This is a genomic window from Yoonia vestfoldensis SKA53, assembly GCF_000152785.1.
GTDB classification, from domain to species: domain Bacteria; phylum Pseudomonadota; class Alphaproteobacteria; order Rhodobacterales; family Rhodobacteraceae; genus Yoonia; species Yoonia vestfoldensis_A.
Genome location: NZ_CH672414.1, coordinates 1,338,246 through 1,351,858 on the forward strand (window position 1 = coordinate 1,338,246; position 13,613 = coordinate 1,351,858).

13 protein-coding genes are annotated in these 13,613 nt (G+C 60.9%); 7 read left to right on the plus strand and 6 right to left on the minus strand.

What is annotated here, in order from left to right; genetic code table 11:
• The first annotated feature begins 11 nt into the window (after nt 1–11).
• Nucleotides 12–314, plus strand: a complete 303-nt coding sequence (locus SKA53_RS06625; protein WP_007205324.1) for a hypothetical protein — start codon at nt 12–14, stop codon at nt 312–314.
• Nucleotides 315–347: 33 nt separating this feature from the next.
• Here SKA53_RS06625 and SKA53_RS06630 read toward each other — a convergent pair whose 3' ends face one another.
• The 5 genes from SKA53_RS06630 to SKA53_RS06650 all read right to left on the minus strand — a co-directional run bounded on the left by SKA53_RS06630 (nt 348) and on the right by SKA53_RS06650 (nt 5,812).
• Nucleotides 348–1,091 carry a L,D-transpeptidase gene (locus tag SKA53_RS06630; RefSeq protein ID WP_007205325.1) on the minus strand — a complete coding sequence of 248 codons (744 nt, stop codon included), beginning with the start codon at nt 1,089–1,091 and terminating at the stop codon, nt 348–350.
• A gap of 127 nt (nt 1,092–1,218) precedes the next feature.
• Nucleotides 1,219–2,235, minus strand: coding sequence for a zinc-binding alcohol dehydrogenase family protein (locus tag SKA53_RS06635; protein WP_007205326.1), 1,017 nt, complete (start codon nt 2,233–2,235; stop codon nt 1,219–1,221).
• A 15-nt stretch (nt 2,236–2,250) separates the two neighbouring features.
• Complete coding sequence (locus SKA53_RS06640) at nt 2,251–3,432, minus strand: CaiB/BaiF CoA transferase family protein (RefSeq protein WP_007205327.1); 1,182 nt, start codon at nt 3,430–3,432, stop codon at nt 2,251–2,253.
• Between the two features lie 539 nt (nt 3,433–3,971).
• The gene (locus tag SKA53_RS06645; protein WP_007205328.1) at nt 3,972–5,093 is read right to left on the minus strand and encodes a Gfo/Idh/MocA family protein; all 1,122 of its coding nucleotides are present in this window, start codon (nt 5,091–5,093) and stop codon (nt 3,972–3,974) included.
• An 11-nt stretch (nt 5,094–5,104) separates the two neighbouring features.
• A complete protein-coding gene (locus SKA53_RS06650) occupies nt 5,105–5,812 on the minus strand; it encodes a GntR family transcriptional regulator (protein WP_007205329.1) in 708 nt (235 codons plus the stop codon).
• 103 nt (nt 5,813–5,915) lie between these two features.
• On the opposite strand from SKA53_RS06650, the gene SKA53_RS06655 reads away from it, so the two are divergent.
• The 6 genes from SKA53_RS06655 (at nt 5,916) to dctP (ending at nt 11,795) form a co-directional block, all read left to right on the plus strand.
• Nucleotides 5,916–7,073, plus strand: coding sequence for an LLM class flavin-dependent oxidoreductase (locus tag SKA53_RS06655; protein WP_007205330.1), 1,158 nt, complete (start codon nt 5,916–5,918; stop codon nt 7,071–7,073).
• Complete coding sequence (locus tag SKA53_RS06660; RefSeq protein WP_007205331.1) at nt 7,073–7,963, plus strand: aldo/keto reductase; 891 nt, start codon at nt 7,073–7,075, stop codon at nt 7,961–7,963. The genes SKA53_RS06655 and SKA53_RS06660 overlap by 1 nt, the downstream gene beginning before the upstream one ends.
• A complete protein-coding gene (locus SKA53_RS06665; protein WP_007205332.1) occupies nt 7,963–8,472 on the plus strand; it encodes a flavin reductase family protein in 510 nt (169 codons plus the stop codon). The genes SKA53_RS06660 and SKA53_RS06665 overlap by 1 nt, the downstream gene beginning before the upstream one ends.
• Nucleotides 8,473–8,548: 76 nt before the next feature.
• On the plus strand, nt 8,549–9,145 hold the full coding sequence (locus SKA53_RS06670) for a TRAP transporter small permease (RefSeq protein WP_007205333.1): 597 nt from the start codon (nt 8,549–8,551) through the stop codon (nt 9,143–9,145).
• Nucleotides 9,145–10,713 (plus strand): TRAP transporter large permease, encoded by a 1,569-nt coding sequence (locus tag SKA53_RS06675; protein WP_007205334.1) that lies wholly within the window; start codon nt 9,145–9,147, stop codon nt 10,711–10,713. Before SKA53_RS06670 ends, SKA53_RS06675 begins: the two co-directional genes overlap by 1 nt.
• Nucleotides 10,714–10,739: 26 nt before the next feature.
• Nucleotides 10,740–11,795 carry a TRAP transporter substrate-binding protein DctP gene (gene dctP / locus SKA53_RS06680; protein ID WP_007205335.1) on the plus strand — a complete coding sequence of 352 codons (1,056 nt, stop codon included), beginning with the start codon at nt 10,740–10,742 and terminating at the stop codon, nt 11,793–11,795.
• Nucleotides 11,796–11,857: 62 nt separating this feature from the next.
• Here the strand turns inward: dctP and SKA53_RS06685 are convergent, their stop codons facing one another.
• Nucleotides 11,858–13,570, minus strand: a complete 1,713-nt coding sequence (locus SKA53_RS06685; protein ID WP_007205336.1) for a SulP family inorganic anion transporter — start codon at nt 13,568–13,570, stop codon at nt 11,858–11,860.
• Nucleotides 13,571–13,613: the final 43 nt, after the last annotated feature.

Here is a 13,613-nt window from a genome sequence, read left to right on the forward strand (position 1 = left end):
GGAGGATACAGATGAATATTCGGTCAAAACTGCTGCTGTTGGCAGGCATGTCACTGGCAGCCTGCACCGAAATGGCAACGACCGGCACTGCATCGAACGGGTCACGCTTTCTGCCCGACCTGCCCGAAAGCGTGCGTGCGATTGCGGCACCGGGACAGAACCTCGACCAGGTCGTGTTTCTGGAAGACGACAATTGCTATTGGTATGAACATGCAGGCCCGGTCGAGACCACCTTGCTGCCGTTGCGCACCGCGCGGGGCAACGCGATCTGCGCCGAACAACCCACAGCGCCGGCAGCACCCGCCGCGACCTGACCCCTTTGGCTGCGCCGCAACGGGCGCAGCCGCCTAGCTGCGGGCGGTGATGTCGTTTTCGGTGGGATAGAGAATGGCGCTGACGCCGGTGTTCACCTCTTCATACAGCCCGATGATATGGGCCATCACCATGCGCACACAGCCCGAACTGGCCCGCCCGCCAATCGACCGCGGGCTGGGGGTGCCATGGATGCGCAGATAGGTGTCGCGGTTGCCATCAAATAGATAGAGCGCCCGCGACCCCAAGGGGTTATCCGGCCCGCCGTCCATCCCGTTGGCATGCTGGGCATAGGTTTCAGGGTCACGTTCAATCATCGCATCGGTCGGCCGCCATGTCGGCCATTTCGCCTTGCGGCGGATCGTATAGGTGCCGGGTTCGTACAGATTGCCCCGCGCGATCGCCACGCCATAGCGCATCGCCGTCCCGTCACCGCGCACATGATACAGATAGCGCGCAACCGCATCGACGTGGATGTCACCGGCGCGCAAGCCGTCATTGGCCTGCACCAGCGTTGGCAGGAAACGCGGATGAAACCCCCAGGGGTTCGACGTCATCGGATCGTAATTCGCAGGTATGACGCGCCGGTCCCAGCCCGCCCACATTTCTGGCGGGGATACTGGCGGCGGCGGTGGCGGCAGGTCAGCGAATTCCGGCAGATCGGCTGCGATCTCGCCCTGTGTCAGCGTGTCGATGGCCGGCGCAGCCAAGGTTTGCGCCGCAATCGGCTGTGAAAACAGGGCAGCGCCTGTCACGATGAAATGGCGGCGGTTCAGCATGGTTTAGGTCCAACTCTGGCGTCAAAAATCAATTTATGTCTAGGCACGGCCCAAGACCCTGACAAGGGTTTTAGGGTACAAGTCTTTACACAGCCTTGCGACGTGGTCTTGATGGAACACTGCGCAATCAGGATTGTTCCAGCACGATCTTGCCCTTGGCGGTGCCGGTTTCGATCATCGCATGGGCCTTGCGCAGGTTTTCGGCGTTGATCGGGCGCAGGACGGTATCAAGCGTGGTCCGCAACCGGCCCGCGTCGATTTCATCCGCGACATAGGTCAGCAAATGATGCTGCGCGATCATGTCGGGGGTCTGGAACATCGCGCGGGCGAACATGAATTCCCAATGCAGGCTGGCAGCCTTGGTTTTCATCGCGGCCATAGGCAGCGGCACATCGGTGTTGTCGATGGACACGATCCCGCCTTGCGGGCGGATCAGTTCGACCGCAGCCTCCCAATGGCGCATGTCGTTGAACACGGCGATATGATCGACATGATGCAGCCCCAGCGCGCGGACCTGTGCCACCATATCGGCGCGATGGTCGATCACATGATCAGCCCCCAGTGCGGTGACCCAAGCGGCGGTTTCAGGCCGTGACGCAGTGGCGATCACGACCAGCCCTGCCGCCTTGGCCAGCTGGATGCCGATAGACCCGACGCCGCCCCCTGCCCCGATGATCAGGATGCTTTGGCCCGCATCCGCCCCGTCACGGTCGATGCCCAGCCGGTCGAAGAAAGATTCGTAAGCGGTGATCGTCGTCAGCGGCAAGGCCGCAGCCTGCGCAAAGCCCAAGGTCGCAGGCTTGCGCCCGACGATACGTTCATCAACCAGCTGGAATTCCGCGTTCGAGCCTGACCGCGTGATGTCGCCGGAATAATAGACCTCGTCGCCCACAGCGAACAGCTTCACATCCGGCCCCACGGCCGCAACAACGCCTGCGGCATCATAGCCCAGCACGCGCGGCGGGTTCTCAACCACGTCAGCCCCCTTGGATTTGCGCACCTTGGTATCGACCGGATTGACCGACACCGCCTTGACCGCGACCAGAATGTCGCGCCCGGTTGGCACGGATTGGGGCAGATCGACATCGACAAAACAGGCCGGATCGCTCACCGGCAGGTAACGGGTCAGGGCGACGGCTTTCATGGTTTTATCCTTTGGTCAGTCATCAAGGCTCAGTTGGGCGAGTATCTCTTCGCTGTCCTGACCGCAATGCGGCGGCGGCAAACGGTATGTCACAGGCGTGCGCGACAGTTTCAGCGGATTGCCCAACAGCCGGACCTGGCCTTTTTGTACATCCACGCGCGGCATCGCCACGACCATGTCGCGCGCTTGAGCCTGATCCGACCCAAGAGCCAGATCAATGGTGTTGACGGGGCCGACGGGCACCTTGCGCGCCTCCAGCCCTGCGATCACCGCAGCCAGCGGGCGCGCAGCCAGCCGTGGGCCGATCACTGCAAGCAAGGCATCGCGGTTCTGCGTGCGCGCCAGATTGGTGGCAAAACGCGCATCAGTGACAATATCCGCACAGCCCAGAAAATCGCAAAACCGCGCGAACTGGCTGTCATTGCCGACCGCGATGATCGCATGGCCATCGGCCACGGCAAAAACGTGGTAGGGGACAATATTGGGATGCCCGTTGCCACGGCGCTGCGGCAGATCGCCCGATTCAAGGTAATTGGTGCCTTCGTTGATCAGCCAAGCCAATTGGCTGTCCACCAAGGCGATGTCGATATGCTGGCCTTCGCCGGTGTGTTCCTTGTGGCGCAAGGCGGCCAGAATGCCCACAGTCGCATACATGCCGCACATCACATCGGCGACACCGACGCCGACCTTCATCGGGGCGCCGTCAGGTTCACCGGTTAGGCTCATGATACCGCCAAAGCCTTGGGCCATCAGGTCATAGCCCGGTTTGTCGCGGTTCGGGCCGGTCTGCCCAAATCCCGAGATCGAACAATAGATAAGCCCCGGCTGGCGCGTCAGCAAATCGTCCGGCCCCAGACCGTATTTCGCCAATCCGCCGGGTTTGAAGTTTTCGACCACGACATCGGCAGACCGCGCCAGCGCACGGACCTGCTGCTGGCCAAGCTCTGTGCTGATGTCGATGCTGACGGATTTCTTGTTGCGATTGGCGGCCATGAAATAGGCCGACAGATCGGTCGGTTGCCCGTTTGTGTCACAGACATTGGGCGGGCCCCATCCGCGCGTGTCGTCGCCCCCTGTCGCGGGGTTTTCGATCTTGATCACCTCGGCCCCCAGATCGCCGAGCAACTGGGTGCAGGTCGGCCCCGCCAGAATGCGGGTCAGGTCCAGAACCCTGATCCCGTCGAGTGCGCCCGCCATGCCTGCTGTCTCCCCTGATCGTACCTGCGTGACTGTCTTTGGCCGCTGCAGCTTCGTCAAGGGCTGGCCAAGGCGGCGGGCGGTGGCGGGGTGTCGTTTACACCTTAAGCGTGTATTTTTTCCACAACAGGCGCATCCGGATCAAGCGCAGGACGGATCATGGGCCAAGGCCGGATCACGCAGGCGGCGGGCAGGCGCAAGCGTCTCTCGAGGCGGCGCAAGGCCGTTGAAAACACGCCACAGATTCGTCACAATTCGCCTTATTTTTACCATATTTTAAGGCTTTACCGCGTGAAACTCATGTAATGTATTCCGTGACACAACGTCACTTTGGTGAAACCTGTCCTTTAGGTAAGGTTTCCGGCAAGGCATGCATGAAAGGCATTGACCGACTGAAAATGGATGCCGTAAAACACAACCAAGCCGCGTGTATGAGTAAATTTTGTATTAAGTTTTGCGGATTGCGGACGCCGGATCGGTGGCTGCTGATTTGCTGGCAGGACCTGGTCTTGCCAGCAAAGTTTTTTCCCTCAAATCCGCTATAGCCCGGCCACCTGCGCCGTCGTGACCGGCGATTGCGGCAGGCCGACCGCCTGCCCTGTGCGCGCGCTTTGCTGTGCGGCCATGCCGATGGCGACAGCCGCTGCCCCGTCCTGCACCGTCACCTCGACCACGCCTTCACCGCGCACGACAGCATTGAACCGCTGGTGCTGATAAAACGTCGATCCATTGTGATCGCCTGCCTCCAGCAAGGTGGGATCGACCGGAATTTCGGATATGAACGGGCCTTTGGGGTCACGCGGGCTGATGATCAGCTGCGGCACGGGAGGCTCCCCCAGCGCCAGCGGCCAGAACCGGCCAGGCCCCGGCACAAGCGCCTCGATCTTGCCGAGGGGGCCGACGGCGCTGATTTCTTCTTGATAGCGTGATCCTTCGGCGAACATGCACAATTCCAGCATCGCACGCGACCCACGCGCGAAATCGACGATCACATAGGCATTGTCCCAAATATCCGGCGCCTGCCCGTCATAGCGTTCGTCAATATGGTTCACCGCCTGCCCCGCGCTCGCCATGACGCGGACGGGTTCGTCCTGCATGATCAGGCGCATCAGGTCGAAGAAATGACAGCATTTTTCAACCAAGGTGCCGCCGGTCTTGGCGTTGAACCGGTTCCAGTCGCCGACCTTGGGCAGGAACGGAAAGCGGTGTTCGCGGATCGTCAGCATCCGCACACCGCCCGTGACAGCCTCGGCCTGCGCGACCAGCGCGGCAACGGGCGGCATATAGCGGTATTCCATCGCCACCCAGACAGGGTGCGGGTAAGCGGCGAACAGATCATCCACCAGCGCCGCATCAGACGGATTGGTGAACAGCGGCTTTTCACACAGGATCGGCAAAGGCCGCGTCGCGACGATCTGCTGCAATTGCGGGACATGCAGGTAATTGGGGCTGACGATGACCACGGCATCCAGATCGGCAAAGGCCAGCAACGCATCAAGGCTGTCCGCGACATGCGCGCCGCCCGCCAACACCGCCGCCGCCTGCGCGAGCTCTGGCACAGGATCATAGACCACGCAAACCCGCCCATGCGGCAACAGGTTGATATTCATGATATGTTCGCGGGCCATCATGCCGCAGCCGACCAGCCCGTAGTTCACCATTTGCACGTCGTTCACCCTTTTCCCATGCGCGAGATATATTGCGCCCGGTCCGCATCGAACCAGGTGCGCGAAAATTCGACAGGCACGCGGCCTGCCAGATATGAATTGCGTTCGATGTAACCGGCCACTGCCCCTGGCGGCAGATGAAAATCGGGCGGCGTCCAGTCGGGCAAAGGCGCGACACCAATCCGGTCCTCGGCCGCCGCGATCACCAACCCCAGCCGGTCGCGGTAAAACAGATACAGCGAATCGATCAGGTCCTGTGGCCCGATGGCGGGCGCATAGCCCCCGTCGAGCCAGATTTCCTCCAGCCCGACCAGCACGCCCCCCAACCAGCGCAAGCGCCTGATCCGGTGCCCTTGCGCATGTTCGCCGAATGGCCGTGCATCCGCAGGTTTTGCCAACAGATCGACCGACAGCACCTGCGCCGTGGGCAAACCGCCGCCGCGTTTCAGCTCTAGCCGGAAAAAGGCGTAAACGGAATCGACCGCCTCGAGCTTGCGCACATAATTGCCAGACCCTTGAACGCGCTGGAGTAACCCCTTGGCCGCGACATCGGCCAGCGCCTTGCGCAATGTGCCGACAGCAACGCCCAAAGTCTCTGCCATCTCGCGTTCGGGGGGCAGGCGCGCGCCATCGGCCAGATGTCCGGCGGCGATTTCGCGGATCAGCATTTCGCTCAGCTGCACGAATTTCGGCAAGGCAGAGGGTGTCGCCATGGCCCTGCCCCTCCCCGGCGCGCCAGCTAATTGATACACTATTGTTGCACATATCTGGCCATGCTACGCAAGTGCAAAGACAACGTCCTTGGGAGGGGAATCAATGAGCGTCGTGCCCGTCACCAGCGCCGATCTTGATGCGGCAGAGGTGTCCTGGTTTTCCGCCCTTTGTTCGGATGATTACCAGTTTCTGGGCGTGCCGGACGGCGATCTGCGGTCGTCATGGGACCATTGCCGCGACATCGCCCTGACCGCCGAGGCGCAGGGGTTCCGCAACATCCTTGCCCCATCGTCCTATCAGGTCGGGCAAGACACGCTGTCTTTCGTGGCCGGCATGGCGCCCTTGACCGACAAGATCAATTTCCTTGCCGCGATCCGCTGTGGCGAGGTGCAGCCGATCATGCTGGCGCGCACGATTGCCACGCTGGACCATATGCTGCAGGGGCGGCTGACGCTGAACGTCATCAGCTCCGATTTCCCCGGTGAAGTGGCCGACAGCAAATACCGCTACAGGCGCAGCCACGAGGTCGTGGAAATCCTGCGTAAATGCTGGACGCAGGACGAGGTCAGCCATGACGGCGAAATCTACCAGATCAGCAAACTACCTACCGACCCCGCCCGCCCCTATCAGCAAAACGGCGGTCCGCTGCTTTACTTTGGCGGCTATTCGCCCGATGCCTTGGAACTTTGCGGCGCGCAATGCGATGTCTATCTGATGTGGCCCGAAACCCGCGATGTGCTGGCGCAAAGGATGAAGGATGTCCATGCAAGGGCCGCCGCCCATGGGCGCACGCTGGATTACGGGCTGCGCGTGCATATGATCGTGCGCGATACCGAGGCCGAGGCCAAGGACTATGCCGATTATATCGCCAGCAAGCTTGACGACGAATATGGCAAGCTGATCCGCGACCGCGCCCACGACAGCATCAGCCTTGGGGTGGCGCATCAATCGCGCGCGCGCGAACTGGCGGATCAATTCGGTTATACCGAACCAGGGCTCTGGACTGGCATTGGCCGCGCGCGGTCGGGCTGCGGGGCGGCTTTGGTCGGATCAACCGACCAGATCCTGTCCAAGATCGAAGACTACCAGAAAATGGGCATCCGTGCTTTCATCTTTTCAGGCTATCCGCATATCGCCGAGGCCGAACATTTCGGCGCACGGGTGATGCCACATCTGAAAACCTGCTCGCTGCCGCATGCCTATGGGCGCGTGCCAACCGCAACACCAGCCACGCCCTTGGGCATAGGACAACGCCGCTAATGCAACGCATCCAGATCACCAATGACCTTTCCTTCAGCCGCATCATCTATGGCATGTGGCGGCTGGGCGATGATACCGACACCAGCCCCAAACATGTGCAGGCCAAGATCGAAACCTGCCTGGCCCAGGGCATCACCACGATGGATCAGGCCGATATCTATGGCGGCTATATGGCCGAAGAAATCATGGGCCATGCGCTGCGCGCAGCCCCCGCGCTGAAACACCAGATCGAGATTGTCACCAAATGCGATATCATCGTCTCTGCCGGGCGCTATGCCGGGGCGGGGGTGAAACATTATGACACGTCAGCGGCGCATGTGACGGCGTCGGTCGATCATTCGCTGCGGCTGATGGGGGTGGACCGGATCGACACGCTTTTGATCCACCGGCCCGACCCGCTGATGGACCATCACGACACAGGGGCGGCACTGGATGCGCTGGTCGCATCCGGCAAGGTGCGCAGTGTCGGCGTGTCCAATTTCAAACAGCATGACTGGACCCTGCTGCAATCGGCGATGCAAACGCCGCTGATCACCAACCAGATCGAATTGTCGCTGACGGCCCATCAAGGGTTCACCAATGGCGATGTCGCCTATCTGCAAGAACGCAGCGTGCCGATCATGGCGTGGTCGCCCCTTGGCGGCGGCGCGCTGATGACCGGCACCGGGGCTGTGCAGGACGCACTTGCCGCCGTGGCCGCTGAACAAGCTGTGGACAGCGCAGCCGTTGCCGTCGCATGGTTGCTGGCGCATCCCGCCCGGATCATGCCTGTGATGGGCACCAATGCGATTGGCCGGATCAAAACCCTATCTGACGCATTGAAAGTCACGATGGACCGTGAGACCTGGTTCAAACTTTATACCGCAGCCCTTGGCCAGGAAGTCCCCTAATGCCCCAGACATTCGACCCGCAGACCGACAGCACCCGTTTTCGTACGGCCCTCGGGTCCTTTACGACCGGCGTGACCGTCATCACCACAGATAGCCCCGAAGGCGCGATCGGGATCGTCGCAAACAGCTTTGCCAGCGTCTCGCTCGACCCGCCGCTGGTGTTATGGTCGCCGGCGAAATCCTCCAAGCGCTTTGAGCATTTTGCAGGCGCGCGGCGCTTTGCGATCCATGTCATGGCCGCCGACCAGCGCGATATCTGCGCGGCCATCCTCGAGTCAAAGACAGCAATCCGCAATGTGCCAACGCATCTGTCGCATTGCGGCATGCCGATCATCGCAGGCGCACTTGCCACGTTCGAATGCAATCTCGAAACCAGCCATGATGCAGGCGATCACGTCATCATCGTCGGCCGCGTGACCAAAGCCCATCACACCGAAGGCCAGCCCCTGACCTTTCATGGCGGCCAATACGGAACCTTCGCACCACACCATCCACCATCTTCAGAGTAAAAATATCCCGGGGGAATTGCCCCGCAGGGGCAAGGGGGCAGCGCCCCGAAAGCGTAACAAAACAGGGGAGGAGCCGATGTCGGTCCTGTTTGGTATCTTGTGGCCGCTCGAGCGGTTCAACACCGCGGTACTTGCCATAGGCAAGCTGATCGCGGTGGTGGCGCTTGCCGTGATGGTGGCCTTGATCCTCGGACAGGTATTTTTCCGCTATGTGCTCAGCGATGCACCAAACTGGACCGAAGAAGGCGCGCGGTTCGGGATGCTCTGGATGACAGGGCTGATGGCGCCGCTGGCCTACCGGATCGGCGGCTTCGTGGCGATCGACATGCTCGAACGCGCCCTGCCCCGTTTGCTGGCGGGTCTTTTGGGCTTGCTGCTGCTGGCGATTTCACTCTGGGTGTTGGTGATCGCCTGGGAACGCGGGCTTAACAATCATCTGCTGACGCTCTCGGGGCGCGGCTGTTCGTCGTCGCTGCAATGGCCCTTCGGGATCGAAATCGGCAAATGCGGCGCGCGGTTCCAGAATAATTACCAATATGCCTCGCTCTGGGTCGGGGTCAGCCTGCTGATTGCAGTCAATGTCGAACTGATGCTGCGGCAGGTCATCACGCTTTTGGGGCAAGGTGACCGGCTGACATCGTTCAAACAGACCGAGATCGCGGGGGCTGAATAATGCTGATCCTGTTTTTGCCACTGTTCCTGATGCTGATCCTGATCGGCCTTCCGGTGGTTTTTGCGCTTATGGCCGCCCCTTTTGCCATGATCATGGCCGAAGGCGACACCCGCAACGTGGTGGCAGGGCTTTACCGCAACCTTTACAACGGTATGGACAGTTTCCCGCTAATGGCGCTGCCGTTCTTCATGCTGGCGGGCGAGATCATGAACCGTGGCGGCATCACCATGCGGTTGGTGGAATTCGCCCAAGCCTTTATGGGCCATATGCGCGGCGGGCTGGCGCATGTGAACATCCTGTCCTCGATGCTGTTCGCGGGCCTGTCAGGGTCGGCTGTGGCCGATACATCCGCGATCGGGTCCACCATGATCCCCGCGATGGAAAAGAACGGCTATACCCGCCGCTTTGCCGCCGCGATCACTGCGGCCAGTTCAGTCATCGGGCCGATCATCCCGCCATCAGGCATCATGATCATCTATGCCTATGTGATGGGCGAAAGCGTCGCGTCCCTGTTTCTGGCAGGCATCGTGCCGGGGATTCTCGTGGGTGTCGGGCTGATGGTCATGGTCCGGTTGATGGCCGACCGGTACGACCTGCCCAAGGCCGAACGGATCGTCCATAAAAACCAGACCATCACGCCGGTGGAATATTGGGTCAGCTTTGCCCTGCTGCGGATCAATTTCGCGGGGCTTTTGATGGCGCTCTATTCCTTCATCGCTGGCCCTGTCGGGCTGGCGCGTGTGAATGATGCGGGCGACACCGTGCATGCGCTGAACCTTTGGGTCGTGTTCGCCGCCCTGCTGGTCGCGTCACATTTCATCCTGATGGGCTATCGCAAGCGGGTCACATCCGATTTCCGCATCGTCTGCAAAAAGGCGGTCGCACCGCTGCAAACGCCGATCATCATTCTGGGTGGCATCCTTGTGGGTGTCTTCACCCCGACGGAAGCCTCGGCCATTGCTGTCGCCTATGCGCTGATCGTGTCGTTCTTTGTGCTGCGGTCGATGAAATTCAGCGATCTGTCCGGCGTGCTGACACGCTCGGCCATCGCCACATCGGCGGTGCTGTTGCTGGTCGGGGCCGCTGTCGCGTTCAAGACTGTCGTGGCCTTGTCATATGCACCGCAGATATTGTCGGATTATATCTTGTCGCTGTCCGAGAATCCGCTTGTCCTTCTGTTTCTCATCAACGTGTTGTTGTTCGTCGTCGGCATGTTCCTTGATGCGGGGCCGGCGATCATCATTCTGGGGCCGATCCTTGGACCAATCTTTGTCGATATGGGCGTGCATCCGGTGCATTTCGCCATCATCATGAGCGTGAACCTGACCGTGGGGCTGGCCACACCACCCATGGGGCTGGTGCTGTTCGTGGCTTCGACCGTGTCGGGCGAACGGGTGGAAACTATCGCCCGCGCCATTCTGCCGTTTCTGGCGGTGGAAATCGCCGTCATTTTCCTGATTACCTATGTCCCCGCCATTTCGATGACGGTGCCATATCTGGCCGGATTTCTGGGCTGTGCCCCGGATGTCGGCTTTTCCGCCTGTATCAGCCCCGTGCCGATACAGTAATCACCAGCATCCACAGGGAGGATACCATGCTGAAAAAACTGACCCAACTTGCCATGACCGCCGCCGTGCTTGTCACGCCGATGGCCCTGGCCGCACAGGATTTCACAATCCGCGCGACCGCCAATTCCAACACCGATGACGAAGATTATGACGGTCTGGTCGTGTTCAAGGATTATGTCGAAGCGGCCTCCAACGGACGCATCGCGGTGGAATTGTTCATCGGCACGCAGCTTTGCGCCACGGGCGAGGAATGTCTCGAAGGCGTGTCCGAGGGTTCTATCGACGTCTATATCTCGACTTCGGGCGGGGCAGCGGGGATTTTCCCTTATGTGCAGGTGCTTGACCTGCCCTATCTGATGTCCTCTGATCGCGTGGCCGAGGCTGTGCTGCAAGGCGATTTCGTGCGCACCATGCGCGATATGGCGCTGGCTGACAGCGACAACACGATCCGCCTGATGACCATCGGCAATACCGGCGGCTGGCGCAACTTTGCCAATACCGAACGCCGCGTCCAAACCCCTGCCGATCTGCAAGGGCTGAAGCTGCGCACGGTCGTGGCCGACCTGCCGATCCAGCTGGTCGAGGCGATGGGCGCATCCGCGACCCCGATCCAGTGGCCAGAGCTGTTCACATCGCTGCAAACCGGCGTGGTCGAAGGCACCGCCAACGGCATTACCGACATCATGAACATGAAATTCCCCGATGCCGGTCTGCAATACCTGACACTGGACGGTCATTCCTACATGGGTGCGCTGTGGTGGATGAACAACGACGCTTTCCTTGCAATGCCAGAGGATCTGCGCCGCGTCGTGGTTGACGGCTTTGCAGCACTTCAGCAGGCGACCTTCGCCTCGCCCAAGCGTAAATCCATTGCCGCTTATGAGGCGTTTCTAGCCGGTGGCGGCGATCTCTACGTGCCGACCCCCGAAGAAAAGGCGATGTTCGCCGAAGCCGCACAGCCGGTCTATGAGTGGTTCAGCGCGAACGTTCAGGGCGGCCCCGATATGCTGACCGCCCTGCAAGAGGCTGTCGCACAGGTCGAGACCGAGATGGCTGCAGGCTATGCATCCGATCTGAACTGATCACGACTGTAGGTCGGGGTTCTCCCCGACCTACCTTTCGTAGCGGCGGGATGAACCCCGCCCTACGCCAACACCCCTTGGACCGCCTCATATTGCGACAAGAACACGCGGCCCGTCAGCTGATCCAGGAAATGCTGTTCGGCCAGCCTGTCCATCACAGGGCCTTTCACCTCTGATAGATGCAGTTTCACGTCCATCTCGCGCAGACGGTCGTTGATCGCCTCCAGCGATTCCAGCGCGCTGAAATCAATCTCGTTGATCGCCGAACATTGCAGGATGACGTGGCGCACTTCTTTGTCACCGGCAACGCGGGCCTGAATCCGGTCTTCCAGATAACGGGCATTGGCGAAATAGAGGCTTTCATCCACCCGCAAAGTCACGATGCTGGGATGGGTAATGACCTTGTGGCGCAGGATATTGCGGAAATGCTCGGTCCCCGGCATTTGGCCCACTTCTGCGATATGCGGCTTGGACGACCGGTACAGATGCAACAGCACCGACAGCAAGACACCAGCGGAAATCCCCGCCTCGACCCCCAGCGCAAGGGTCAGCAGGATCGTCGTGGCGACAGCCGCGAAATCACCGCGGTTATAGGCCCAGCTGCGTTTCAGGATCGAGAAATCCACAAGGCTCAGCACCGCCACGATGATCGTCGCGGCCAGCGTCGCAGTGGGCAGAAAATAGATCAGCGGCGTCAGCGCGAGAGCCGCAATCGCTAGCCCGACGGCGGTAAACGCCCCCGCAGCCGGTGTTGCAGCCCCTGCGTCAAAGTTCACGACAGAGCGCGAAAATCCGCCCGTCACCGGAAAGCCACCCGTGAGCGATGCGCCGATATTGGCGACCCCCAGACCGATCAGTTCCTGATCGGGGTCGATCCGCTGGCGCTTTTTGGCGGCCAGTGTCTGGGCGACGGAAATCGATTCCACGAAGCCGATGATCGAGATCAGAAAGGCCGGCAGCAGCAATTGCTGCAGCAAAGCTGGCGAAAAGGATGGCAGCGTGAACGGCGGCAGGCTTTGTGGTACAGCGCCCACGATCTTGACGCCGCGCGCGTCCAGCCCCCAGTACCAGACCGCCGCCGTGGTCGCCACGACCACAACAATCGGTCCCAGTTTGACCAGAAACCCCGTCAGCCCCGCACCAAGGCCCAGCTTGGTCAGCACAGGTTTCAACCCCTTGCGCACCCAGAACAAAAACCCCGTCGCCAGCACGCCGATCAGCGCGGTGATCCAGTTGATCCCCCCCAGATTACGGCCCAGCGACACCACCAGTTCGGCCAGGTTATGCCCCTCCGCACTGATCCCAAGGATATGTTTCAACTGGCTGGCCGCGATGATGATGCCCGAGGCAGTGATGAACCCCGCAATCACCGGATGCGACAGGAAATTCGCCACAAACCCCAGCCGGAACAGCCCCATCGCGACCAGAATGACCCCCGACAACCCCGCCAGCGACAGGGCGGCCACAGCATAGCCCATGGTGCCTTGCTCGACGATATTGCTCAGGGCGGCCGCCGTCATCAGCGACACCACTGCAACCGGCCCCACGGCCAGGCTGCGGCTGGTGCCGAACACGGCATAGAGCATGATCGGCACGATCGAGGCATAAAGCCCCGCCTCGGCCGGCAACCCCGCCAACAGCGCATAGGCAAGCGATTGCGGGATCAGCATGATCGTCACGATAAAGGCGGCGGTCAGGTCATTGCCAAGGTCGGAACGGGTATAGTGCCGCCCCCATGACAGAATGGGCAGGTAGCGGATCAAACGGGTATTCATGAATTTCTGGCCAGTTGGGCCGCTTGCAAGCGCAGCAAGCGGA

Coding starts and splice junctions, on each gene's coding strand:
- SKA53_RS06625 (WP_007205324.1), top strand. CDS start 12: ATGAATATTCGGTCAAAACTGCTGCTGTTGGCAGGCATGTCACTGGCA.
- SKA53_RS06630 (WP_007205325.1), bottom strand. CDS start 1,091: ATGCTGAACCGCCGCCATTTCATCGTGACAGGCGCTGCCCTGTTTTCA.
- SKA53_RS06635 (WP_007205326.1), bottom strand. CDS start 2,235: ATGAAAGCCGTCGCCCTGACCCGTTACCTGCCGGTGAGCGATCCGGCC.
- SKA53_RS06640 (WP_007205327.1), bottom strand. CDS start 3,432: ATGGCGGGCGCACTCGACGGGATCAGGGTTCTGGACCTGACCCGCATT.
- SKA53_RS06645 (WP_007205328.1), bottom strand. CDS start 5,093: ATGGTGAACTACGGGCTGGTCGGCTGCGGCATGATGGCCCGCGAACAT.
- SKA53_RS06650 (WP_007205329.1), bottom strand. CDS start 5,812: ATGGCGACACCCTCTGCCTTGCCGAAATTCGTGCAGCTGAGCGAAATG.
- SKA53_RS06655 (WP_007205330.1), top strand. CDS start 5,916: ATGAGCGTCGTGCCCGTCACCAGCGCCGATCTTGATGCGGCAGAGGTG.
- SKA53_RS06660 (WP_007205331.1), top strand. CDS start 7,073: ATGCAACGCATCCAGATCACCAATGACCTTTCCTTCAGCCGCATCATC.
- SKA53_RS06665 (WP_007205332.1), top strand. CDS start 7,963: ATGCCCCAGACATTCGACCCGCAGACCGACAGCACCCGTTTTCGTACG.
- SKA53_RS06670 (WP_007205333.1), top strand. CDS start 8,549: ATGTCGGTCCTGTTTGGTATCTTGTGGCCGCTCGAGCGGTTCAACACC.
- SKA53_RS06675 (WP_007205334.1), top strand. CDS start 9,145: ATGCTGATCCTGTTTTTGCCACTGTTCCTGATGCTGATCCTGATCGGC.
- dctP (WP_007205335.1), top strand. CDS start 10,740: ATGCTGAAAAAACTGACCCAACTTGCCATGACCGCCGCCGTGCTTGTC.
- SKA53_RS06685 (WP_007205336.1), bottom strand. CDS start 13,570: ATGAATACCCGTTTGATCCGCTACCTGCCCATTCTGTCATGGGGGCGG.